Genomic DNA, 23,768 nt, shown 5'->3' on the forward strand with positions numbered 1-23,768 from the left:
CTCTGCAAATAATTCGGTTTCGATTCGTGCGCGGGCTGAAGCTCATTGAAGAAGCCCCGCTTCCTTAAAGTAGCGCTTGGCTCCCGGATGAAGCGGAATGATCGAAGCGCCACCAGCCATCTCTTCCCCCGTTAACCGGACAAAAGCAGGGTGCTGGCGCTGGAACAGATCTAGATTCGTCATGACTTCTTTGACCATGCGGTAGACCGTTTCCTCCGACATATCGTCACGGGTGAACAGGATGGCCGGGACGCCGACGGTGTCCACAGGCTCCGTGTTAACCAGCTCTGGATAATAGTCCACAGGGATGGTCTGAGCGGAAAGCAAAGGGTTAGAGGCCAGGCAGGAGTCAATGACTGATTGCTCTATAGGCACCAGACGCACCTTGCGCTTCCCGGAAGAAGCTTCCCGCACGGAAAAGGCGGGATGGCCCACAGAAAAGAAATAGACATCGACTTCCCCGGCTTCCAGCAAGTCGGACGACCGGCTCGAAGGTTCACTCAGAATAGTTACCTCGTTCGTCGAAATGCCGAACAGCATCAAAGAGGATCGGGCATATGACTCATCGCTTGAACCGGGAGCACCGACATTGATCCGCTTGCCCTTGAGATCCGACGTGGTTAAAATCTCCGCGTCTTCGGCCGATACAATGGTGAAGGCCTCCGTATAAAGATTCAGCACCTTCGTAAGGTTTTTATGGGGTTTGCCTTCCCATGGACCGTCGCCCTCCATCGCCCGGCACAGCAGGGTTTCCTGACACAGCCCGAAACCCACATCCCCCTGCAGCACGTTGTTGATGTTTTCGACGGAACCGTGCGAGGCCTCGGTGACCACCCATTGGTGGTACTCGGGCCGCTGGCGGTTGAAGAGCTTGGCCACGGCACTGCTGGCGGCATAATAGATGCCGACCGTATTACCGGAGCCAACCGTGATCATTTCATCGCCAGCCAAAACCGTTCCGGCCGAGATCGCGAGCATCATAAAGGTTAAACCGATTCTTTTCATCATATCCCCTCAAAAAAAACCTGCAAATTCAGGCAGATGTTCACAAACTGCACTACGCTTCATTAGCAACGACCATAGAAGATTTTATGATTTCTGAAACAAAAAAATGGCCCCGAACACGAATCTCTCCTCTTCAGGACTCATTCCGATTATGGATCATTGCATCAGGCCAATGCAGTATGATCACCCCAGTTCAGCCTGCAATTCAGCGTCGGCCTTCAGGACTTCGGCCGCCATGCTTTTCTTGTAGGCGGTCAGCTTGCGCTTTAGCGTGGCGTCAGAGAGCGCCATAATCTGAACAGCGAGAATGGCGGCGTTGATGGCGCCGGCCTTGCCGATCGCCACGGTGGCCACCGGAACGCCCTTGGGCATTTGTACGGTGGAGAGCAGCGAATCCATTCCGTCAAGCGCCCAGCCTTTCACGGGAATGCCAACCACGGGCAGGATGGTGTGCCCGGCCAGCACGCCGCACAGATGCGCTGCGCCGCCAGCGGCGCCGATGATCACTTTGTATCCGTTCTTCGCGGCGTTGCTCGCAAAGTCGGTGGCTTCGTGCGGCGTGCGGTGCGCCGACATAATCTTGACGGTGCTTTCCACGCCGAACTCTTTCAGCGTTTTGACGGTGTATTCTAGAATGGGCCAGTCGGTCTTGCTACCCATAACGATTGCGACGGTTGGTTTTTTCTTAGCCATTTTCCAGTCTCCTTAGTTCTCGGTGTGCGATGTCGTTTCTATAAAAAGCGCCCTTAAAGCTGATGGTTTCGACGGCGATATAGGCCTTGGAAAGCGCGTCGGGCAAATCCTTGCCGAGCGAAGTAATGCCCAAAACGCGTCCGCCAGCCGTAACGACCTTGTCGCCATCAAGTGCTGTACCGGCGTGGAACACAACGGTGTCGTCGATCGCATTGGCCTTGTCGAGGTTCTGGATTTCGTCGCCCTTGGCGTAGTCGCCCGGATAGCCGCCGGCCACCATGACGACGCAAACGCTGTGCTCGTCCTTCCACTGGATCATGTCTTCGGACAGGTTGCCGTCGATCACGCCGTTGATGGCGGGAAGCATGTCGCCGTCCCAGCGTGCGAGCACGGCCTGCGTTTCCGGATCGCCGAAGCGGCAGTTAAACTCGACCACGCTCGGCTGGCCGTCGTCGATCATCAGGCCGGCGTAGAGCACGCCCTTGTAGGTGATGCCCCGCTTTTTCAGCTCGGTCAGCGTACGGTCGTAGACCTCTTCCTTGACCTTCTTCAAAACCGATTCGGTCACAATCGACGCCGGGGAATAAGCCCCCATCCCGCCGGTGTTCGGGCCTTCGTCCTTTTCAAAAATACGCTTGTGGTCCTGCGATGAAGCAAGCATCACCACGTTTTCGCCGTCGATCAGCGCGAGGATCGAAGCCTCTTCGCCGACGAGGAAATCTTCAATCACCACCCGGCTTCCGGCATCGCCGAAGGCGTTGCCTTCGAGCGCGTCGCGGATGGCCGCTTCGGCCTGATCGACGGTTTCGGCCACGGTCACGCCCTTGCCCGCAGCGAGGCCGTCGGCCTTGATGACGATCGGGGCGCCGCGTCCGCGGACATAGGCACAGGCCGCATCAGGATCGGTGAAGGTTTCGTAGGCGGAGGTGGGCACGCCGGCCGCCTTCATGATTTCCTTGGCAAACTGCTTGCTGCCCTCCAGCTCGGCCGCCGCTTGGCCGGGGCCGAACACGCGGAAGCCTTCGGCTTCGAGCACATCCGCCATGCCCATGCACAGCGGCGCTTCGGGGCCGATCACAATCAGGTCGGGCTTGTTTCCCAAGCACCAGGCCTTGATGCCGGCGAGGTCGGTTGCCCCGAACTCAAGATTCGTTCCCAATGCGGCTGTTCCGGCGTTGCCGGGCGTGCAAAAAATTTCCGGTTTGGCGCTGTCGTTCGCCAGTTTCCAGGCCAGCGTGTGCTCGCGCCCGCCGTTGCCTACCACCAATATCTTCATCTTCAGCTCCTTCTAAAATTCAAAACCTCCGCGCAACATACCCAACGGAAACGGCCCATGCAAGACGCACAGCGACGAAAGCCCTTGAAAAGCACAAAAGGCGTCCCGAAAAGGGACGCCTTTGCATTTTCCAGTGAATCGACGGTGTCTACCAGAAGATCACATAGAGCGCGACCGTCAGGGCGCAGACCCCGAGACCCCACATGAGTGCGGGCTTGGAGGTAGTCATATCCATAGTGGTGGTCGTATGAAACTCGACACGCGGCGCCTTGAAGATCAGGCCATACACAAACAGAATGATCAGTACCGCACCCAGGCAGATCGACATGCTGTGCAGGAAATGAAAATCATCAGCATGGTATCTCTGCATGTAGAAATAGATCACCGCATTTGCAACAATGCCGATTACACCGGCCCACTTGCCGGAAGTACGGTTGAGCAGTCCATAAATGAAGACGGCCAGAATACCCGTGGAAACATAGCCCTGAAATGACTGGATGAATTCAAAAATACTCTTGAACTCAACGAGCTTCGGAGCCACCACGCAACCGATAACCACGAAAACCCCGATACAGACACGCCCGAACGTTACAAACTCAAACTGCGAGGCTTTCGGCCGGATATAGCGTTGATACACATCCATCGTGAACAGGGTTGAAGCCGCATTCAGTACCGCAGCCAACGAAGAGATAATTGCACCCAGCAATGCCGCAATCACAAATCCCAGCACGCCCTTGTTGCGCGGAATCAGCTTGGTGATCAGCAGGCCCATGGCCGAATCATATTTATAGGGGTTAATAGCCTCTGTGACGACCTTATCGGCACCAACACGTGCCACCACGGCATTGTTGAATGCGGTAATTTCCAAGGCTTTTTCGGGATGAGAGGCTACATATTTCTTATCCAGCGTGAATACCTTGTTATTGGCGAGATCGGCAGTCGCCGCTTCGTACACCGAAAAAACACTTCCGCCTGCATCAATATTTGCGCTTTCCTCCATCTCACTCGTGAACAGGTTGAAGGCAATGATGCCCGGAATCACAATGATAAACGGGATAATCAATTTCATGCCGGCGGCCAGTACCAGACCTTTCTGCCCGTCACCCAGAGATGCGGATCCCAGAATACGCTGTGTGATATACTGATTCAGGCCCCAGTAGTAAAAGTTCGGAATCCAGATTCCAATCAGCAGAATATGCCAAGGCATGGCCGGTGTATCCATATGCATCGCGGATTCATTCAAGGCATTGAATCGTTCCATTGCTCCGGCGCTGGCATCGACCGTTGCGGCCTCGCCCGTTGCGCTGACCAGCGAAGAGATATCGGTGATTCCAAGCTTGTGAAACGCAAAGTAGGTGATGATGGCGCCACCGAGAATCAAAGCAGATCCCTGCAGCAGGTCGGCCCAGGCGCAGGCTTTCAACCCGCCGACGGCCACATATCCTGCAGCCAGTCCGCCGAGAATCCAGCAGGCCATCGGCAGGGATACTTCCATGCCGAACTCGTGAAAGAGCTTCGTCATCGTAATGGCACCGGCATAGATCACACCGATCAAACTCACACCAACCAGAATAAGGGTCATCGACAACGTCATGACCAGACGCGCCCAGTGGTTGTAGCGAACTTCCAAAAATTCAGGGATGGTGGTGATGCCGGTCTTAAGGAAATAAGGAAGCAGCACAAAAGCCACCACAACCAAGGTAATGGCGGCAATCCATTCCCAGCTGGAAACAGACAGCCCTTCAAACCCGGCGCCCTGCCCCGACATACCCACAAACTGCTCGGCTGAAATATTTGCAGCAATCAGAGAGAAACCGATCAGCCACCAGCTCAGCCCACGCCCCGCCAGAAAGTAGTCAGACGCTCCAGTTTCTCCGTGGGTGTCTTCACCCTTGGACTTATACATACCAACAAACAGCACAGCCGCCACGAAAGCGACAAATACGATGATGTCTACTAAGTACCCCATTCCATCCTCCTAGGAGATGCTCTCCTTATTCTAATTCACGACCAACCGAACCGCATTTCCAAGCGTCCCGGTTGGACCACGCAACAACTCAACCGCCCAACTACACAGAAACCAGCAGAAAGGCAGACTGTAGCTAACCTTCAAAGAGATATCCAGCTATGTATGCTTCCTCTTTCAAAACCATACCCACTGAACCAATATATAATAAGGATTCTCTCCATGGCCTCCATAGTAAAAAAAAGCAAACAGATGGACAATTAAGGCATTCCATGCCCTTTTAATCCAATACATCGATATCACTGCCACAGGCCCGAAGCAAAAAAAAACCGCTCCCCCTTTGATCTCGTGCGATCGCCGGGGAGCGGAATATCAATTTATATTTAATTCAGGCGGGGAGCCCGCTGCTCTATGTTTCGAAGCGCAGGCCTTCTTGGTCCACAACGGCCTTCACCGCGGCGCCGTCGGCCAGCTCCCCAGCAATAATCATGCGGGCGAGCGGCGTCTCCAAATGCTGTTGGATGAAGCGCTTCAGCGGGCGGGCGCCGTAAACGGGGTCGTAGCCCTCCTTCGCGATGTACTCCTCGGCTGCTTTGCCGATCTCCAGCGCAATGCCCTGCTGTGCCAAGCGCTCGCGCAATTCTTTGGCCAACAGCTTCACCACACCCGTAATTTCTTCCAGAGTCAGCGGCGTAAATAGCACCGTCTCGTCAATCCGGTTCAAAAATTCCGGACGGAAATGCGCCCGCAACGCCGCCATCACATCGTCGCGTGCGCCTTGGCTGATATGCCCGCTTGCATCAATCCCTTCGAGCAGGTGCGTCGAACCAATGTTGCTGGTCATAATCACGATCGTATTCTTAAAGCTCACCGTCCGCCCGTGCGAATCCGTCAGGCGTCCGTCTTCCAATATTTGAAGAAGCACATTAAACACGTCGTGATGCGCCTTCTCGATTTCGTCGAGCAGCACCACGCAATACGGCTTGCGCCGCACGGCCTCGGTCAACTGGCCGCCCTCTTCGAAGCCGACATAGCCCGGAGGTGCGCCGACCAGACGCGACACCGTGTGCTTTTCCATATATTCGCTCATGTCGATCCGCACCATGTTGGCTTCCGAATCGAACAGCTCCCACGCCAGCGTACGCGCCAGCTCGGTCTTCCCTACCCCGGTCGGGCCGAGGAACAGGAACGAGCCGATCGGCCGGCTCGGATTCTTGATGCCGGCGCGCGCGCGGAGCACGGCGTCGGCAACGGCTTGAACCGCTTCGTCCTGGCCGATCACGCGCTCATGCAGCACCGAATCGAGCTTGAGCAGCTTTGCGCGCTCGCCTTCGAGCAGCTTGGTCAGCGGAATACCCACCCAGCGCGAAATCACCTCGGCAATTTCCTCCTCTGTCACCTCCTCGCGCAGCAGCGTTCCCGCCCCGCGTTGCTCCATCAGCGACTCGGCTTCCGCCAACTGCTTTCCAATCTCTGGAATCGTGCCGTGGCGCAGCTTGGCCACCCGCTCCAAATCATAATCGCGCTCGGCCTTCTCCGCTTCCTGCCGCGCCAGTTCGAGGCTTTCGCGCAACCCGCGCACCTTGTCGATCGCGCTCTTCTCGTTTTCCCACTGCGCCTTCATGGCATCACTGTCGGCACGCAAGTCCGCCAGCTCCTGCTTGAGCGCTTCGCGCCGTTCCTGGCTGGCCTTGTCCTTTTCCTGCTTCAGCGCAGTTTCCTCAATTTCCAGCCGCATCACCTTGCGGGTGATTTCGTCGAGCTCCGCCGGCATCGAATCGATCTCCGTACGGATCGTCGCGCAGGCCTCGTCCATCAGATCAATCGCTTTATCCGGCAGAAAGCGGTCGGAAATATAGCGGTCCGAGAGCACCGCCGAAGAAATCAGCGCCGCATCCTGAATACGCACGCCATGATGCACCTCGAAGCGCTCCTTCAAGCCGCGCAGAATCGAAATCGTGTCCTCCACGCTCGGCACATCCACCAGCACCGGCTGGAAGCGGCGCTCCAGCGCGGCATCCTTTTCAATATGCAGGCGATGCTCATCGAGCGTCGTTGCGCCAATGCAGTGGAGTTCGCCGCGCGCCAGCATCGGCTTGAGCATATTGCCGGCATCGGACGAGCCCTCCGTCTTGCCCGCGCCCACGATTGTATGCAGCTCGTCGATGAATAGAATGATGCGCCCTTCCGCCGCTTTGATTTCGTGCAGCACCGCCTTGAGCCGCTCTTCAAACTCGCCGCGATATTTCGCGCCGGCCATCAGCGCCGTCATATCCAGCGCCCAGATCGACCGGTCCTTCAAGCCCTCCGGCACGTCGCCGCGCACAATGCGCTGCGCCAGCCCTTCCACGATGGCGGTCTTGCCCACGCCCGCCTCGCCGATAAGCACCGGGTTGTTCTTCGTCTTGCGCGAAAGAATGCGGACCACCGAGCGGATTTCCGCGTCGCGGCCAATCACGGGATCAAGCTTGCCCGCGCGGGCGGCTTCAACCAGATCCATGCCGTATTTCTGCAACGCTTCATACTGCCCCTCCGGATTGTCCGAAGTAACGCGCTGGTTGCCACGCACCTTTTCCAAGGCCTGCAGCACCGCATTGCGGTCCACGCCGTTTTCTTTGAGCAATGTAATCTCGTCGGACAGCACCAGCAGCAGGTGTTCGACCGAGATAAACTCGTCCTTCAATTTTTTGGCTTCGTCGCCGGCCTTAACCAGCATCTGGTTAAGACGCTGGGTGATTAACACCTTGCCGGATTCGGTCGCCCCGGAAACGCGCAGGCGCTTTTCAAGCACCTGTTCCAACTGCGCAGTGATCACCGGGACCGAAGCGCCGATGGTTTCGATCAATCGCGGGACCAGCCCGCCCTCCTGCTCCAGCAACGCAAACAGCAAATGCTCCGCATCCACTTCCTGATGCCCGAAACGCAGCGCCTTCACCTGCGCCTGCTGCATCGCTTCCTGAACCTTCTGTGTGGTTTTATTCATATCCATAATTAACGCCTCCAACTAAAGTCGATGTCCTTTACGCACCCACCGTGCCAACGCAAAAACCCCTTGTTTTCCAACCATTGGAAGCTTCCAACCCCTGGAAACCGCGCCATTTTGCGCACCGGTTGCGCCATGCTGGCGCACCGGGTTCATTTTTCGGCACGGAATAAATGACAGCCCGCCGGCAAGTGCGTACAATTCGCATAATTCAATGAGGAGGAATAAATGAAATTTCTAACGTTTCTATTAGCTCTCCAACTTCTCTGCATCACTGCCGGAGCGCAAACCAACGCGACGCCCTCAGCCGCAGAGGTAAAAGAGCTTACCGCTTCGGTGCAGAACGACGGAACCATCGAAGACATACGCCGGCAAGCCTTGCTTAAGCAACTGGAGCAAGTGGACGCGTTTCTGGCCTCCGCCACGCAGCTGGAGGAAAAGACCGCAAAAATGGCGCGCGACCTCCAGCAAGCCAGCTCCGTCATTGAGGCCATCCAAAAAGAGCTCCTGATTCCGGAAGAACCGTTGGTTATTTCATCCGTCGAAGCCGCAGACCTGACCGGACTCGAAAAGCGGATGCTCCAGTCCGAAGCCAAAGCAAATGAAGCCGGCCGACGACTGGAAAAACTCGATGCCGAAAACAACGCGCTCTCCACACAGCGAACCAAGCTCCCCGAATTACTGGCGGGTGCCAACACAAGACAAAGCGAACTGGAACAAACACCGGCCATCCCGCCGGAAGCCGAAGGTATGCTTCCGAAAGAAGCCCGGTTGAATCAATGGCTCATCTCCACGGAACTGCGCGCGGTAAGCGCGGAAGCCGGCTTCTACCAATTAGAGCTGACAAACTACGATACCCTCAAGGCACTGCAAACCGCGCGCATCGATCAGGCCACCCGGCATGTCGGCATTGCCCAGACCCAGACCGCTGCCTTAAGCAAGGCGGTCGACCGGCAGCGCCGCATCGAAAGCGAGGAAGAAGCCACCCGCGCAGACCAAGCCCGACTGGAAGCCTCGCTGCACCATCCGGAAATCCAAGCCGTTGCAGAACGAAATGCCGAACTGGCCGCCCTTCGCGCCGGCGAGGACGGACTCTCCGCCAGGCAGCGCATCGCAGCGGCCGACCTGCAGCAGGCCAGGAAGCTCACCCTTTCCACCCAGGAGCGCTCAAAGGAAATTGAAGAACGGATCGATGCGGCCGGCCTGACGCATGCCGTCGCGCAGTTGCTCAGCCGCGAACGCAGCAGCCTGCCGGACCTGAGCCACCACAAACCCCGCGCCCGCGTCCGCAAAAGAGAGATTGCCCTGGTACAGCTTTCTTTGCTCGACTTCAGCGACCAACGCGAAGAACTTCGCGATATTGCCGGCAGTGTAAAGCGGCGCATGGACGCCATTGGCGAGGCACCGGCGCAAGAGCATATCCGCCCGCTTCTAACCGAATACCTGACCGCTCAACGCAAGCAACTCGACACCTTGATTTCTGAATACAATGCCTATTTCAACCTGTTGATCGATCTCGACACCGCGGAACGCCAACTGGTTGACAGCGTGCATGTGCTGTCCGACGACATTTCCGAGCACATTTTATGGATCCGCAGCGATTCGGCCATCGGCTTGGACTCGCCGCGATTCTTTGCGCAAGGCGTTGCTTCCATCGCAAAACGTTCAATTTGGCAGGAACTCGCCCATACGCTGCAGGCCAACTTCCAACGCAATCCATACCCTCCAGTTCTTTTGTTGATCAGCGAACTCGCACTGATCGTCGCCTCAATCGGCGCGAAGCGACGGCTGAAAAAGATTGCCGACCTAGTGGTCAAAATCCACACCGACTGCTTTTTCTACACGATCGAAGCCCTCTTCTACACGGCGCTGCGCGCGCTGCCGCTGCCGTTGCCTCTGTTTTATCTGGCCTGGCGGATCGGAACCGTCGAAGCACCGCCATTTTCATCCGCCGTCGGCAATGCATGCTACCTGACCGGTCTATTCATGTACTGTTTCGCCCTGCTGCTCCAAGCCATCCTACCCGACGGGCTCGTGGAAGCGCATTTTGGCGCCGACAAAACCGTCCTCGAGCGGTTCCGGTGGCGACTTGTCCGCTTAATGGCTATTTTATTGCCGATATTCTGGCTGATAGCCTTACTTCATTTCGCCACCGAAACCGCCGAACTCGGCCGGTCGCTTGCACGGCTGTGCTACATCATTCTCCAGCTTGTGATTGCCCGGTTCGCCTATTCCATTTTTTGCCGACGCTCGAAAATCATGGAGCACCTCATCGAAAATGAACAAGCGCTGCTGCTTGTGCGCTTTAGGGTTCTAGCGTTTTATGTCGCCGTCGGGATTCCGCTTGTCATTATCACGGCAACATTGATTGGCTACTATTTCACGGCTCTTGCCATGTCCAAATGGTTTGTACAAACCCTAGGGCTAGTGTTTGCGCTTGCCTTGGTCGAAGCACTACTGATTCGCTGGATACAGGTGGTTGCCCGCAAAGCAGAACTCGAGCGTCGCCTTCGCGAGCGCCGGGAACACCAGCAGCAGCGCGAGGCCGGCGAGACCGAGCTCCCCACCGAGCCGGTTCCGGCAGAAAACGATGAAATGAACTTCGTCACGCTGAACGAAAGCACCCGCAAACTCATAAGCATTATCTTTGCTTTCGCCCTGCTTTTCGGCTTGTGGTTCATCTGGTCGGATGCCTTCCCGGCACTGGGCGTGTTCAACCGCATCGTGCTCTGGAACGTCTTCGACGATACCGCCGCCGCAGGAGCGGGCGCCACCATCGCCATTTCGCTGGCCGACCTGACTGCCTCCGTGATCGTGATTATGCTCACGGTTGCCGGCGCGCGCCATCTGCCCAGTCTGGTCGAACTCGCCGTGCTGAGACAGCTCCGCATCGACTATGGCACGCGCTACGCCATTTCCACCATCATCCGCTACATCACGGTGGCCGTTGGACTGAGCATTGCGCTCAGCATGCTGGGCATTGGATGGAGCAAATTCAAGTGGCTCGCCGCCGCCCTCTCGGTCGGCCTCGGCTTCGGCCTGCAGGAAATCTTCGCCAACTTTATTTCCGGCCTGATCCTGTTGTTCGAGCGTCCCATCCGCGTGTGCGACTATGTCACCGTCAACGGAACCAGCGGTCAGGTTTCCCGCATCCAGATCCGCGCCACCACCATCACGGACTGGGACAACAAAGAACTGCTGATTCCGAACAAGCAGTTTGTTACCGGCGAGCTGGTCAACTGGACGCTGACCAATTCCATTCTCCGCATCGTGATTCCGGTGGGCGTCGCCTATGGTTCCGACACCAAAAAAGTGGAGTCAACCCTGCTCAGCGTAGCCAGTTCCTACCGTTTATCTGTTCATGACCCCGAGCCAAATGCCTTTTTCACCGGCTTTGGCGACAGCTCGCTCAACTTTGAGCTGCGCGTCTATATTGCCAATGCCGAAAACTTCAGACTTGCCAAGCACGAGCTGAACATGGCGGTGGACGCCGCCTTCCACAAGGCCGGTATTGTTATCGCCTTCCCGCAGCTCGATGTACACATGCAGCCGCAAGCTCCCGCCATGCCGGAGAAGGTTTAAACTAAAAACCTGTGCATCAATAAGAGGCAGGATAATACATTGATTGCGGAGAGCACTGTTGCATCGCTTCCTGCACCTTCTGAGTAGAAAAAGGGGCCAAAAAAGGGGCCAGTCCTTGAATATTAACCCGAACTTCTCGGCATGAATATGCGTATCTAACCGACTGTGAGTCGGTTGCACAAATACGCTTTTCTTGCTACTGGCTACATTCCTCGCGTTGCTCCAAGCAATTCTAGTATTTTTTGCTGGTAGGGAGTCGGGGTTGAGGTGGTTTTGAAGTCTCCTTTTTTATGGCCTTCCACTTTGACCCGCGAACGGGTGATGGCGGATAGGGTGTTGAGAATGTCGCGAAAGCTCGATATGGGATGCTGCCCGTCCGGGGTGCGGCGGGTTTGGTCTTTTTTCTTGGCGGAGTCGGAGCGTTTGACGGGGTCGACGACGCTATCGCGTTCGGCCGCGGTTTCTTTTTGTTCGTCGGCGAAAAGCAGGGGCGCTAGCTGGCTGCGCATTTGGTGCTCGATGTGGTAGGCGAGCATGCAGATGAAGATGTGCGCGCGGACTCGGTTGTCAAGGCGGTGATAGATGGGGCGGACGTTTAGGTCGATGGATTTGAGGGAGCGGAAGGCGCGTTCGACCATTTCGAGGTTTTTATAGTTGGCCACGAGTTCCTGGTCGGTCATACGGGTTTTGTCGACGCTGCTGCGGATGACATAGAGGCCGTCGGTGGCGGATTCGGAACGGATCTTTTCTTCGTTGCGGTCAAAGGCGAAGGTGTCGTCCTCGATGGTGAGGTTGAAGTGTTTCGCCATCTTTTTCTTGTTGATGATTTTGCCGACCTCCACCCCGATCGCATCCTTGCCGCGCAGGGGTTTGTTTTTGCGTTCGACCTTTTTGATGATTTCGGCGAGAAGTTTTTCGGTGGCTTGCAAAAGGGCTTCGCGCCTTTTTGAGCGGCGTTTGGCGAGGTCGGGGTTGCGGCAGACGACGAGGCGTTCGTCCGGGTAGTCGGGGTGGGTTATGCTCGCGAGGTCGCATTCGTCGAAGAACGTGAGCTGGATGCTCCCGCACCGTTCAAGCTTTGCAATGGAGGCGGCATTGAGCGCCGTGATCCAGTCCGCGCCTTCTTCGTCGCGAAGGTATTCGTCGATGGCTTTTCCGCTGATCATTCCGCGGTCGCCAATGAAGATGACATTCTTGTGGTTGAAATCCTTTCGCACCCGTTCCACCGCTATGGGAAAGGCAATGCGGTCGCTTTCGTTCCCGGCCAGGACTTCGACGCCGACGGGCGTACCAGCGGTGTTGCAGTAGATTCCGTAGTTCACTTGCTTGCGATCCCCCCGATGATCGCGGGAATACCCGAATTGGGCCAGCTCGCAGCATTGCCCCTCGAAATAGGAGGATGAAAGATCGAACAGTACGGGGGCGCCGTCGGCAAGATGCTTTTTCGCAAGTTTCTTTTGGATTTTATCCTGTCGTTCCAGCAGCCAATCCATTGCCGCATAGCACTCGTTTTCATGCAAATCCTCAAGGGAGAGTAGCTCGCCCAGAGAGGTTGAAGCGGTCTGGGGGTCGCAATGGCGAACCGTTGCGAGCTTGGAATCCCCGCTGATAATGCGATCAATAATCATCGCCGCAACCACATCCCTTTCACGGGAACGTTTTGAGTCGATCATGCCCAGCAGCCCCGACTTTTTCAGCACAGAATGGATGGCTGCAACATGGCCGTGCTGGCGGGCGTCATGAATGGATATGGCTTTTTCAAGAGATGCAATCCCTTCCGATGCCGGGATCGATTCGCCCTTGAGGGCCGCCCGAAGCGCCTCGACGAGTTCATCGGGCAATCCGCTCAGATTAGCCACTGTTTTTTTTCGGACTTTTCCATTTTCCCGCCACGACTCCCGCAAGAGGACGGCGGGCGGAGAGTTTCGATTGGGCACTCGTTCTATATACATGGCCGCACAATATGCGACATAGCGAAACATGCAAGCACTAAGTTTATGTTTACATGGGTACAGATTTTGAAAAACTTGGACATTCTTTTTGTTTAACTCATTGAGTGCGAGAGGATTGCATCGCAGAAGGAGCCGTATTTCCTCAGAAGTTCGGATTAACATTCAAAAGGGGCCAAAAACAAAATGGCAATTGCTTGGTTAATCCGCCGAAATACATGCGTTAAAAATAGTTGGATATCAGCTTTGTTTGTTGCAGTTCCGGCGAATACATCGAAGGTAAACATCAAAATCAGAAATGAAGCAAAAACACTTACAATCCAGATTGGGATATAAAGTAAGGCTTTGGGTTTCATTTTATTTAGCCATGCCAGATGTTGAATTCACCGGACAAGTGGAACGCGGCGGAATCAGTTCCGGTGCAATAATTTGTTAGGCATCCTTTCTTCTCACGCCTTCCCGATTACCCGTCTAATCAGATAGATCTGAACGTAAACACCTCATCATCAACCATGTCCTTATTGTGCATCATCCTAAATTGCCTTTTACCGTCGCCCTGCAGACCGATTCTATTGATTGCAAAAGCAACCCGTTTAACATCAACAGACCCAGGATGAGGAATAGTCGCAGGATAAACATGAATCCTACCGCCTGGCTTCAATACGCGACGTACTGATTTGAAAAAGAGATCCCAATCATCGATGTACTGCAGTACATCAAAAACAAATACACTATCAATTGTCCCATCATCCACTGATTCCAGTCGAACATCTTCAGAACTCAATATCGTAATGAACCCTTGCCCGCCAAATTCTGTAATCCTTTCGCGAAGCACTGCTACTTCATCTGAATTACGTTCTACAGCCAAAACATTGCCATTCTTCCCTACAACCTGAGAAAGCGGTATCGTATACCTGCCCTTGCCACAACCAAAGTCGATCACGGAACTGCCGTCTTCTACCCCAAGAGCAGTGATCATCTCTGCGCCCTGATCTGTGACCCATTGCTTTTCATGTTCTGACATCTCCATTTGCGTTCCCCTAATTTATCACTGGTTAATACTGTAGCTTGAAGGTATTTGTCGCCGCTTCAATTCTCATTGCAGCACGCATTTTGAATGCCCAACGTCTTTAGGATTATAGCGAGAGAAGCCAAAGCTGGCATCCATGTTGAACATGTCCTTTGCCGGCAGATTCATCACATTCAGCACTCGCTGTGTTCTCTTTTGGTGCTGTCTACAGGATGCGGGTGGTGAGTGCAAATAAGAAGAACCACTAATGAACACTAATTGGCACTAATGGGGAGAAAGGCAGGGAATTTTCGGAAATCGCAAAGTCATTTTATCCACAAAAAGCAACGAAAAGCACAACGCAAACAGGGGGAAAATCAAATGCCAGACGGCACAGAAAAGGTTGCGCGAAGCGCCATGTTCAGACGTTAGAAGTGAGTCGCCGTGCGCATAAACCTCGACCTACTCGACCGGCGTTTTCACGGTAGGTTCCATGCTGGTTGGAGATATTTTAACTAGTCCTGATATAGCCAAACGGCTTGAAATTTTTTCTCTCCACATGGAAGGGTACAGTATTGCTTATGAGTCATATCCATACCTTTCTTTTTGCACTCTTTTTTTCGCATTTCGAATGTTTCTTCACTCATGCCCCTCCACCAGTGCAATAAGTATTTGCCACAACTAGGAGCCGGTTCGCACTCTATCTTGTATTCTTTTTTACCATCCTTATATCTGCCATCTACTTTTGTAATCCACCGGTGTTTCCAGAATTTCCCCCCATTTTCTTCATGTTTTAGATCGGTCATGAATTTCTGGAATTCGGCTACAGGCATCCAATTTGTTTTAGTTTTTTTGCATAAGTATTGTTTGCTGGGATTAGAATTATCACTCATCCTAAAATGGATTTAGCAACTGTTTTCATTATTTATTCTCCCTCTCCGCTACACGTGACTTTCGGTGCACATGAACTTCACTTAATCGACTGGCGTTTTCACCGTAAAGTCCATGTCTGGTTTGCTCATTTTTTCTTAATTCCACTCAGTACAGAAAGTTTTGATCTCCATCGGTTTTCGGTAGCGGGGAATACACCACCGGAAACGAAACGAACATCCTCTACGGTGTAGAATGCCTTGGGATTAAAACGCTTTATATGAAAATCCATAAAAGGTAACTGGGAACGTTTGATTACGGCAAACAGCAAATGTACATGGCCGTTAGAACCTTCTGCATCGACCACGTTAACACTAAAGCCATTGTTCCTCAGGAAAGCGACTAACTCCGATGAGTCACGACGTGCAATCACCTGGACAACAATCTTACCTATAGCAAGTTTCTCCTCCAAGAGGATGCCGATGTAGTTACCGAATGCAAACCCAAGTGCATAGGCGATGTAGTTGGCGATATGCGTTAGGTTTTGCATTATCTGGCCCAGTGCAAGCAACCAAATCAGGATCTCGAAAAAGCCGAGTATTGGAGCAACTATTTTCTGTCCTCTGGAAACAAGAATGATGCGAAGTGTACCTAAAGATACATCGATAATTCTCGCAAGGCAGATGAGTAGTGGAATGACCACCCAAATAAAGACCGTATAATTCATGAGGTCGTGCATAGTCACATCCAATTATAAATTTTGTAAATGTTATGAGTGAGCTGTCGTTCAACAGGCTCTGCTTCTATTCTTCCTTTGTCAGTTTAAATCTAAATAATCCGGGGTATGGATCAATCGTATTGTGGGTGCTCGGCTTAATCCCACTAGATTTGCCCCCAACTGCTCCCCAAGAAATGCAGAACAAACAAAATTTTCCATAAGCTTATCCGTTGCCTTGTCTCTTAGGTTTATTTGTTGCAGCGAACGTTACTCATGACGCGCTTGGGAAATAGACGTTGCCTCCCTTAACCGGCAACCACTAAAAGCCAATAGCTCGCATAGATCTGCACCAGCATGAGCATCGCTTCTCCTGCTTCGTATTGCCAAGGCTCCATCCGTGATCTTCAGGGATCGTTTGATCTGCTTCCCGCCACACTTTAGAATCGCATAATATATATTTGAATTTTAAGACCGATATAGGCACTCTGCCACACGCTTTAGATTTTGCTGGTTTTGAGCACCGGACTGTTTCGTTTTCTTCATGGATAAACAAAGCAGGGTTGCAAGTTCGGGTTACAGGTCAAATTTTCGATTAAAATATGACAAACGTAACACCATCAATACAAGCAAGTTAAATCTACTGCCCCGGTAGCTCAGCTGGACAGAGCGACAGATTCCTAATCTGTAGGTCGGAGGTTCGAACCCTCTCCGGGGCACCACCTTTCCCCCAATAAAAACAACATATAACCAACATTAACGGGGGTTTTAACCGCCTGACACTGCTTCGTATTGTTTGTTGCTGTTTGCTCCTGATTCAACTGTGCTACCCCAAGTTAACCCCACCATAACCCCACCGGATCAGAGAAGAGGGCACCCCCCGGCGCAGATTCACGATACATATATCCCCTAAGTTGCACCCAACCCCTGAAAATTCGTTAGGACACTTCTGGCCTTTTCCCTGTGAATCATGGGGACTCTGAGCTGTTAAAGCTCGATCCGGTACGGCACCAGCCGGTCACCATCTGGCAGCATGACCTTGATCGACGTGTAGTCGTCGTCCTTCGTTGTGATCCCGTCAAAGGGGTTCTCATTTATCCTGGCCTCGGCAGCTACTACATCGAACAGCAGGCGCAGCAAGCGGATATGCTTTTGATATGTTCCGGTCGCCAGCTCCCCCTTCAGCTTCCGGCTATATGCCTTTCCATCCTTGGGGGTGATGGCGCGCATAAACTCAATGCGGGGACTCTTTTTTCCAAGCCACGTAGTGAACGCATTCCAGTAGCCCGCAGAAGCACGCATGGTGTCGTCTTTTGCCGTAATGCCTGAGGTTGTATCATTGCAGAACTCTTCCCATGCGTCGGCAACCTTCAAAGGAGGATTGGCTTCTTCAGGGGAATGAGTCTTTGTTCCTCTTCGCGGCAATTCCCCTATTGAAAAGAGGTTTGCGCTCAGTCGTCCCAATGGGCGGCGATGATGTTTTGGATGTGGGGATAATCCTTATCCGTTTCGTTCAGCGCTTCGCGTTCCTGCTTGAGCAGTTTCTTCAGCTTCTTGGCGATTTCCGCATATTCCGGATTGCCATAGACATTGTTCATTTCTTCGGGATCCTGCTTGAGGTCGTAGAGATCCCAACCGGGCGGCGTTTGAAACTCGGAGCACATGCCCCATCCCGGACGGCCTTCGGGTGCAACGTCGCAGCCATAGTAGAAGATCAGCTTGTAGCGCTTGGTGCGCAGCCCGAAGAGGGCGGGATTGGCGTGGGCGTGGGCCATGTGCATCCAATAGCGGTAGTAGGTCGCCTCGCGCCAATCGTCGGGTTCCTCGCCGGTCTCGACGTTTGTTTTGAATGAATGCCCCTGCATGTAGCCGGACGTTTCAATGCCGGCATAGGCGAGCATCGTCGGCGCAAAGTCGGTATTGTTGATCAGCGCGTCGCAGACCGTGCCGGGCTTGATGGTTTTTGGGTAGTGCATGATGAGCGGCATACGCATCCCCTCTTCGTAGGCCCAGCGCCTGTCGATGTAGTCATGCTCGCCGAGGAAAAAGCCTTGGTCGCCGCTGTAGAAGATCACCGTGTTTTCCCACAGACCCTCCTTCTTGAGATAGTCGAACAGACGCGCGAGGTTGTCGTCGATGCCCTTCACGCAGCGCAGGTAGCGCTTGAGGCATTCCTGATAGGCCAAGTGCGTATATTCCTTGTTGTCCAGCTCCGGATCGATCTCCATATGCTGACCCATGTTGCGCGTCGGGTTGCGCTTGGAGACCGACGAGCCGACGTCGTGGATCAGCGCATCGTTTTCGCCGCGCGTCGCGACGGAGCCGTGGTTGCCGGCTTCGTAGAGGCTTTCCGGTTCAGGGATTTCCGCATCAGCCAGATAGTCGTCGTAGCGCGGCGCGTTTTCAAACATGTCGTGCGGCGCTTTGTAGTGGTGCATCAGAAAGAACGGCTGCTCCTTGTTCCTGCCCGTGGAAAGCCAGTCGATCGTGAGGTCGGTGATGACGTCGGTGCTGTGCCCCTTATACTGCTTGGTCTTGATGCCCAGCGCCTCATGCTTACCGAACTTCATGCCGGTTTCGATGAATTCGGGATCAAAATAGGAGCCCTGTTGGCCGTGGGCGACAAGCACGTTGTAATAGTCGAACGCGGCCGGTTCGTCGCCGAGGTGCCACTTGCCGATCATCGCGGTCTGGTAGCCGGCCTTTTTCATTTCCTGCGGCAGATACTGCCGCGCCGGAGGCAGATGCTGCTCCAAGTCGAGCACGCGGTTGGTCTGCGGATACTGGCCCGTGATGATCGATGCGCGGCTCGGCGTGCAGATGGCGTTGTTGCAGAACACCTGGTCGAACCGCGCCCCGCCACGTGCGAACTTATCGAGCACCGGCGTCGGGTTCAGCTTGGCTAGGCGCGAGCCGTAGCAGCCGAAACCCTGCATCGTGTGGTCGTCCGACAGAATAAAAAGAATGTTGGGCCGTCTCCGCCCTGTTGCGCCGCCCGCCTGCACTCTCCCGCTCATTGCGCCGCCGGCGGCCAATGCTTGAACAAATAATCTACGCTTCATGGATTATCCCAGCCCTTCGTCATGAGAAGCAGTCTGGTTATTACATCCATTCCTGCCGGTCGCCTTCCGTGGGACGGGGCGGACAAACGCGCAGGCCGTCCTTGTCGAAATGCTTGCCAACCGGCAGTCTCTTCAGGTTTTCGAAACCCTCATACAGAAAATCATGCGAGGCCGCGTGTTGAATAATTTTTCCGCGCTCGTCGGTAATCGTAATCACAAATCCGCCATACTTGGTTCCGCGCATGGGGGCGGAAGCGCGCAGCGCCTGAACCTGCAGCCGAACCTCATCGCCATAGAGTTCATGGCGCCCCTTGTTTTCCTTCGTCGGCATAAACACGTCGGACCTGCGATCCAGCAACACCCAGTTATCCCCATCAACCTCTTCACCGATCGCAAAATATTCGACCGTCAGTTCGTGGTTGTATGCGCCCGCGCTCTTCTGCTTGAGCTTCACTCCAAACGTATAGCCGAAGATCTGCAACGGCCGCAGGTCGCCCCAAATGTAGGGGCTTTCCTCTGGACGGGGCAGCTGACTGCTTTTCTTGGAAAAATCAATCGAGAATTCCGGAGGCGTCGCAAAATCGATGTATTCAAGATCCGCATCCGAAAGCGCGGCGAGCGGGATCTTCTGCTGCCTGCCTTTGGGCATCTTAAGCGCGACCTGACCTCCGATCACGGTAATGAATTCCGCCTCCACCGTCTTGCCAGAGGTCAGTGTCCAGACGCGCATAGGGTCCTCTTCAACCTCTTCAACCACCACGGGCTCTGGAGCCGGTCCTAAACCGGTCGAACCCTTCGATACAAAGTCGCGGAAAACAGGACCGTTGGTTACGGATGCATCGCCGGCGTGCAGGTTGGCCCAGATGGCTTCCGCCAGATCGAGCGTGGGCTCTTCGGTCTTAAAGATCGGCAGCTTGGGGCCGCCCCGGAAATAGTTTTTCGGATATTCCTCTCCCTGGACCTCAACCAGCAACAGGGAACAAAAGACCCCCCCGGTGATTTCGGAAATGAGCACCTCCATATCCATGGGTTCGCCCGCCTTCAATGTGATCCAGTCTCCGACCACGGCCATATTGTTGCCGATCGGATACTTTTCCGAGATCGACGGAAATTTGGATCGCCACACGGGATAGAACACGTCGGCATGGGACTCGCCCCCCGAGGAGCTTGTCCATGCGGAGATCAGCTTGATTTCACCATCAACCCGAACGGCAATGAGGTCGTCGCCCTGCCCCCAGAAACGGAAAGTGATATCCTCGGGATAGACCAACTGCCCCTTGTAGTGCGTAATCCACACATAGCCGATCGTGTCCGGTTCGCCGAACGCCTCCGGCGCCAGCGACGACGGCACAGGGGGAATCGCAAACGTCGTTGCATAAAGGGTGCGCGGAGAACGGTAGAACCGTGCCCATACAGAGGGTTTCCACCCTTTAAGCATGAAGTCCTTAACATCCTCCTTAAACTGCTCCTGGGAGTGCGGAATGGCGCTCCCGCGCCGGTCGCGCTTCATGTCGTAGAAGGTTCCAACAAAATCATTCCCAATGGTCTGCCCTGCCCCAAACATGGTGACTTCCGTTAAATCCGGCATAATCTCAAAACCGCCGATACCGCCCGCCAGGCCATCCGACATTCCCGACATTTCGGGCAATTGAATATCCGGCATGCTGGCGCGCTTGACCTTGGTGACAATACGGGTGGTCGCCTTGGGCTTGGAGGTTTTCTTGACCTTCACCTTCGGCTTTTTGAGGTTCATTTTCGGGCGCTCTACCGCCTTGGGCGGAACAAATTTTTTCTCTTCCTTTTTCACGACGTTGAACACCACCAGCATGCCGGCCAGCAAAAAGGCCGCGGCGTGAACCAGCAAACTGACGACAAACCCGCTGGGCGCGCCTTTAGATATGCTTTGCTTTTTTTTCCTACGCATAAAACCGATATCCCTTCTAAACCGATTGAGGGCGGACTTCCCGCAACTATTTCGACCTACTGGCAACTGTCTCATATAAATCCATTTTTTACAGCCCTATTTGATTTTTTTTGCTTTTATGCTGCCGCCGACCCTGTCTTTAAACAATAGCTTGATTGAGGCTAAAAAATAGTCTCATATGGCAAATGAGAACGATAACTCTAATTTCGTACTACGGAAGGAACATATCCATGAAAAAACTATTCACTGCATTCCTGTTGATTGCTTCAGGGGCCTCCGCGGCGCAGAAGCCCAACATTGTGCTCATCATGGCCGACGACCTCGGGCTCGGCGATCTTAGCCACTACACGCGCACCCAAATGGACAAGGAGCCGTTGTACGAGACGCCCGCAATCGACTACCTCGCCCAGCAAGGCCTCTGGTTCACCGACGGGCATTCGGCCACCTCGCTCTGCTCGCCCACCCGCTACTGCGTGATGAGCGGCAACAACAACTACCGCTCCTATGCACCGTGGGGCGTTTGGGGCACCTTCCGCGAAACCGCCTTCAAGGATGGTGAAGTCACCCTCGGTTCGGTTGTGAAGGACGGCGGATACAATACGGGATTCATCGGCAAGTGGCACCTTGGCGGCGACTTCCTCGACAAGAATACGGGCAAGCTCTACCGAGGCGGGGATCATGACAATCCGGATTCCACGGTCGACCTTTCCAAGTTTGTCGACCACGGCCCCAAATTTTGCGGTTTCGACTATGACTTCACCCTGCCCTGCGGAATCCAGGGCCCGATCTACACCTGCTTCGAAAACGAGCAATGGTATCCACTCAAGAAAGACTCGAAGATCATCTATCTCGACGACACAACCGCCCTCCACCCCAAGGATGTTTCCGACAAGGGCTTCGGTCTCGGCGACTCCAACTGGGACACGAGCAAGATTGGCGATATCATCTCCGCGAAAGCCGTCGGGTTCATCAACACGAACGCGAAAAAGAAGGCGCCCTTTTTCCTCTACTACTGTTCGCCGATGGTTCATATCCCCCACTGTCCGCCCGACGAATTCGACGGCAAGAAAATCAAAGGCGCCACCCCGTCGCGCCACCTCGACATGGTGCTCGATCTCGACCAGCAGGTAAGGCGCATCGTCGCCGCGCTCAAGGCCAAAGGCGTCTATGACAACACGCTCATCGTCTTCACCTCCGACAACGGCGGCCTTTCGATCGACAAAGACACCGCCAAAGCCGGCCACAAATCGAGCGGCCAATGGTCCGGCGCCAAAAACTCGCCGCTCGAAGGCGGGCACCGCGTCCCCTTCTTCGCCGTATGGCCCGGACACATCAAACCTGGCACCACCGACGAGCCCGCCATCAACCAGGATATGCTCGCCACCTTCGCCGCCCTCGTCGGAACCCAGGTTCCCAAAGACCAGGCGCAAGACTCCAACAACCTCCTGCCCCTGCTGCTCGGGAAAAACGGCTTCAAGCAGCGCAACTTTATCGTCATGCAGGCCGGCAGCCAAAACGAAGTGATGTACCGCAAGTGGCCGTGGAAGCTGATTATTCAGTCCGATCACCAGTGTTCTAAATGGGAACCCAAGGCGCTCTACAACCTGAAGGACAATCCGACGGAAAACCGCAAATTCAACTTTGTTAAGAATCCGGAATACAAGCAGCTCGTCGAGAAGATGAAAAAGGAATACCTCGAAATCCGCACCTCCGGCCAGCGCACCGCCCCTTAACGGGCACCATGCGCTGCGCGGTTCTGGCCGAGAATGTACTGAATAAATAAAAACTCCCGGAAAGAATGCCGGGAGTTTTAAGCTGCTTGATCAGCGAGTATAATGGAGAGGTTAACCGGCTTGCTCCAACGCCGCCCAGGCCTTGGTCTTGCTCATGCCTCGGATTTGCTGCATGCGAACCGAGGTTTCCTGCTTGCGGAACGGAATCTTGCCTTCGTGCTTTTCCCACTTCACAACGCTCTGGGTGCTGACGTCAGCCAGCACAGCCAATTGAGCCTGAGTCAGAGCAAGTTTCTTACGCAGCGATGCGACGCCCTTGCCGGAAATCCAGAATCCTTTCGTGTCATCATCCACCTCGACAGGAGCAGGTGCACCGGTGGCCTTGCGCAGCCTCACAACCTCCTTCTGCAGCTCGGCGACTTCACGCCTGAGATCGGCAATATATCCACGCTGAGCGGCATTGACCCGCTTGATGGGCTCCAGCTCCTTTTTAACTTCCTTACGGGCCAGACGAGTGATTTCGGTTTGCAGTTCTTTCATTACAGACATAATTGAGCTCCTTTATAATACAGGCGAAGAATACTTAATTAAATTATGAGGCGCAATCCCCCAAAAGCTAAAAATTAAGGAGGTCTGCATTCACCCTCACGGCCAAAACGCTGATGGTTTTGCTGAATGCGCTCTAACGGATCCCCGTTCGGACTATTCACAAAAACAAGACGGAACATCTGCCAGCGCACCACTAAATTTTTCAGATGCGGTCACTTTTTTTTCAGCACATCCTTATGCATAACTGCCTCCCATTCGAGGAGCAGGCGAGCCGCCTGCGATACAATTCGCATTGCCGCCATCTTGGAGGATTCGGAGCCGGCTGGAAACGGGTGCCCCGCCAGCCGTACCGCAGAGACCGGCTGTTCGGAATCACCCTTAAGTCGATGCCAATCGGTCCATGCCTTAGAGCGCTCCTTGTTCGGCAATGGGCAACGCATGCATATCTACTC

General features: G+C 54.3%; 16 protein-coding genes and 1 tRNA gene. 3 read left to right on the forward strand and 14 right to left on the reverse strand.

The genetic code is table 11. The features are described 5' to 3' along the window. Positions 1-42: 42 nt before the first annotated feature. From SCARR_RS09010 to clpB, 5 genes are all read right to left on the reverse strand, one after another. Positions 43-1,008, reverse strand: coding sequence for a TAXI family TRAP transporter solute-binding subunit (locus tag SCARR_RS09010; protein WP_136061218.1), 966 nt, complete (start codon positions 1,006-1,008; stop codon positions 43-45). Between the two features lie 180 nt (positions 1,009-1,188). Further along, positions 1,189-1,698, reverse strand: a complete 510-nt coding sequence (purE, locus tag SCARR_RS09015) for a 5-(carboxyamino)imidazole ribonucleotide mutase (protein ID WP_136061220.1) — start codon at positions 1,696-1,698, stop codon at positions 1,189-1,191. Continuing rightward, positions 1,691-2,974 (reverse strand): phosphoribosylamine--glycine ligase, encoded by a 1,284-nt coding sequence (gene purD, locus SCARR_RS09020; protein ID WP_136061222.1) that lies wholly within the window; start codon positions 2,972-2,974, stop codon positions 1,691-1,693. The genes purE and purD overlap by 8 nt, the downstream gene beginning before the upstream one ends. A gap of 148 nt (positions 2,975-3,122) precedes the next feature. Next, the gene (locus SCARR_RS09025; protein WP_136061224.1) at positions 3,123-4,943 is read right to left on the reverse strand and encodes a sodium:solute symporter family transporter; all 1,821 of its coding nucleotides are present in this window, start codon (positions 4,941-4,943) and stop codon (positions 3,123-3,125) included. Between the two features lie 406 nt (positions 4,944-5,349). After that, complete coding sequence (gene clpB / locus SCARR_RS09030) at positions 5,350-7,929, reverse strand: ATP-dependent chaperone ClpB (RefSeq protein ID WP_136061226.1); 2,580 nt, start codon at positions 7,927-7,929, stop codon at positions 5,350-5,352. Between the two features lie 222 nt (positions 7,930-8,151). Between clpB and SCARR_RS09035 the strand changes: the two genes are divergently transcribed. Beyond that, a complete protein-coding gene (locus SCARR_RS09035) occupies positions 8,152-11,505 on the forward strand; it encodes a mechanosensitive ion channel domain-containing protein (protein WP_136061228.1) in 3,354 nt (1,117 codons plus the stop codon). A 203-nt stretch (positions 11,506-11,708) separates the two neighbouring features. Here the strand turns inward: SCARR_RS09035 and SCARR_RS09040 are convergent, their stop codons facing one another. The 4 genes from SCARR_RS09040 to SCARR_RS09055 all read right to left on the reverse strand — a co-directional run bounded on the left by SCARR_RS09040 (position 11,709) and on the right by SCARR_RS09055 (position 16,072). Continuing rightward, positions 11,709-13,364 carry an IS1634 family transposase gene (locus tag SCARR_RS09040; protein WP_222846237.1) on the reverse strand — a complete coding sequence of 552 codons (1,656 nt, stop codon included), beginning with the start codon at positions 13,362-13,364 and terminating at the stop codon, positions 11,709-11,711. A 565-nt stretch (positions 13,365-13,929) separates the two neighbouring features. Then, a complete protein-coding gene (locus SCARR_RS09045) occupies positions 13,930-14,484 on the reverse strand; it encodes a class I SAM-dependent methyltransferase (RefSeq protein ID WP_136061230.1) in 555 nt (184 codons plus the stop codon). 494 nt (positions 14,485-14,978) lie between these two features. Beyond that, positions 14,979-15,269 (reverse strand): hypothetical protein, encoded by a 291-nt coding sequence (locus SCARR_RS09050; RefSeq protein WP_168433159.1) that lies wholly within the window; start codon positions 15,267-15,269, stop codon positions 14,979-14,981. A 212-nt stretch (positions 15,270-15,481) separates the two neighbouring features. Then, entirely contained in the window at positions 15,482-16,072 is a 591-nt protein-coding gene (locus SCARR_RS09055) for a DUF2179 domain-containing protein (RefSeq protein ID WP_222846238.1), read from the reverse strand. A 621-nt stretch (positions 16,073-16,693) separates the two neighbouring features. Between SCARR_RS09055 and SCARR_RS09060 the strand changes: the two genes are divergently transcribed. Continuing rightward, positions 16,694-16,770: transfer RNA gene (locus SCARR_RS09060), tRNA-Arg, on the forward strand. A 265-nt stretch (positions 16,771-17,035) separates the two neighbouring features. Here the strand turns inward: SCARR_RS09060 and SCARR_RS09065 are convergent. From SCARR_RS09065 to SCARR_RS09075, 3 genes are all read right to left on the reverse strand, one after another. Continuing rightward, complete coding sequence (locus tag SCARR_RS09065; RefSeq protein WP_136061234.1) at positions 17,036-17,422, reverse strand: hypothetical protein; 387 nt, start codon at positions 17,420-17,422, stop codon at positions 17,036-17,038. Between the two features lie 77 nt (positions 17,423-17,499). Further along, complete coding sequence (locus SCARR_RS09070; RefSeq protein ID WP_136061235.1) at positions 17,500-19,110, reverse strand: sulfatase family protein; 1,611 nt, start codon at positions 19,108-19,110, stop codon at positions 17,500-17,502. 40 nt (positions 19,111-19,150) lie between these two features. Beyond that, positions 19,151-21,034, reverse strand: a complete 1,884-nt coding sequence (locus tag SCARR_RS09075) for an SHD1 domain-containing protein (RefSeq protein ID WP_168433161.1) — start codon at positions 21,032-21,034, stop codon at positions 19,151-19,153. Between the two features lie 230 nt (positions 21,035-21,264). Here SCARR_RS09075 and SCARR_RS09080 point away from each other — a divergent pair, with 230 nt between their 5' ends. After that, positions 21,265-22,767 (forward strand): sulfatase family protein, encoded by a 1,503-nt coding sequence (locus SCARR_RS09080; protein ID WP_136061238.1) that lies wholly within the window; start codon positions 21,265-21,267, stop codon positions 22,765-22,767. A 111-nt stretch (positions 22,768-22,878) separates the two neighbouring features. Here the strand turns inward: SCARR_RS09080 and SCARR_RS09085 are convergent, their stop codons facing one another. Continuing rightward, positions 22,879-23,316 (reverse strand): helix-turn-helix domain-containing protein, encoded by a 438-nt coding sequence (locus SCARR_RS09085; protein WP_136061240.1) that lies wholly within the window; start codon positions 23,314-23,316, stop codon positions 22,879-22,881. Between the two features lie 212 nt (positions 23,317-23,528). Continuing rightward, positions 23,529-23,756 (reverse strand): hypothetical protein, encoded by a 228-nt coding sequence (locus tag SCARR_RS09090; protein ID WP_136061242.1) that lies wholly within the window; start codon positions 23,754-23,756, stop codon positions 23,529-23,531. Positions 23,757-23,768: the final 12 nt, after the last annotated feature.

Origin of the sequence: Pontiella sulfatireligans (genome assembly GCF_900890705.1) — a bacterium.
Classification (GTDB): Bacteria; Verrucomicrobiota; Kiritimatiellia; order Kiritimatiellales; family Pontiellaceae; genus Pontiella; species Pontiella sulfatireligans.

Excerpts from the sequence above, each read along its gene's own strand:
- SCARR_RS09010 (WP_136061218.1), bottom strand. The coding sequence starts at position 1,008 with ATGATGAAAAGAATCGGTTTAACCTTTATGATGCTCGCGATCTCGGCC.
- purE (WP_136061220.1), bottom strand. The coding sequence starts at position 1,698 with ATGGCTAAGAAAAAACCAACCGTCGCAATCGTTATGGGTAGCAAGACC.
- purD (WP_136061222.1), bottom strand. The coding sequence starts at position 2,974 with ATGAAGATATTGGTGGTAGGCAACGGCGGGCGCGAGCACACGCTGGCC.
- SCARR_RS09025 (WP_136061224.1), bottom strand. The coding sequence starts at position 4,943 with ATGGGGTACTTAGTAGACATCATCGTATTTGTCGCTTTCGTGGCGGCT.
- clpB (WP_136061226.1), bottom strand. The coding sequence starts at position 7,929 with ATGGATATGAATAAAACCACACAGAAGGTTCAGGAAGCGATGCAGCAG.
- SCARR_RS09035 (WP_136061228.1), top strand. The coding sequence starts at position 8,152 with ATGAAATTTCTAACGTTTCTATTAGCTCTCCAACTTCTCTGCATCACT.
- SCARR_RS09045 (WP_136061230.1), bottom strand. The coding sequence starts at position 14,484 with ATGGAGATGTCAGAACATGAAAAGCAATGGGTCACAGATCAGGGCGCA.
- SCARR_RS09050 (WP_168433159.1), bottom strand. The coding sequence starts at position 15,269 with ATGACCGATCTAAAACATGAAGAAAATGGGGGGAAATTCTGGAAACAC.
- SCARR_RS09055 (WP_222846238.1), bottom strand. The coding sequence starts at position 16,072 with ATGCACGACCTCATGAATTATACGGTCTTTATTTGGGTGGTCATTCCA.
- SCARR_RS09070 (WP_136061235.1), bottom strand. The coding sequence starts at position 19,110 with ATGAAGCGTAGATTATTTGTTCAAGCATTGGCCGCCGGCGGCGCAATG.
- SCARR_RS09075 (WP_168433161.1), bottom strand. The coding sequence starts at position 21,034 with ATGCGTAGGAAAAAAAAGCAAAGCATATCTAAAGGCGCGCCCAGCGGG.
- SCARR_RS09080 (WP_136061238.1), top strand. The coding sequence starts at position 21,265 with ATGAAAAAACTATTCACTGCATTCCTGTTGATTGCTTCAGGGGCCTCC.
- SCARR_RS09085 (WP_136061240.1), bottom strand. The coding sequence starts at position 23,316 with ATGTCTGTAATGAAAGAACTGCAAACCGAAATCACTCGTCTGGCCCGT.
- SCARR_RS09090 (WP_136061242.1), bottom strand. The coding sequence starts at position 23,756 with ATGCGTTGCCCATTGCCGAACAAGGAGCGCTCTAAGGCATGGACCGAT.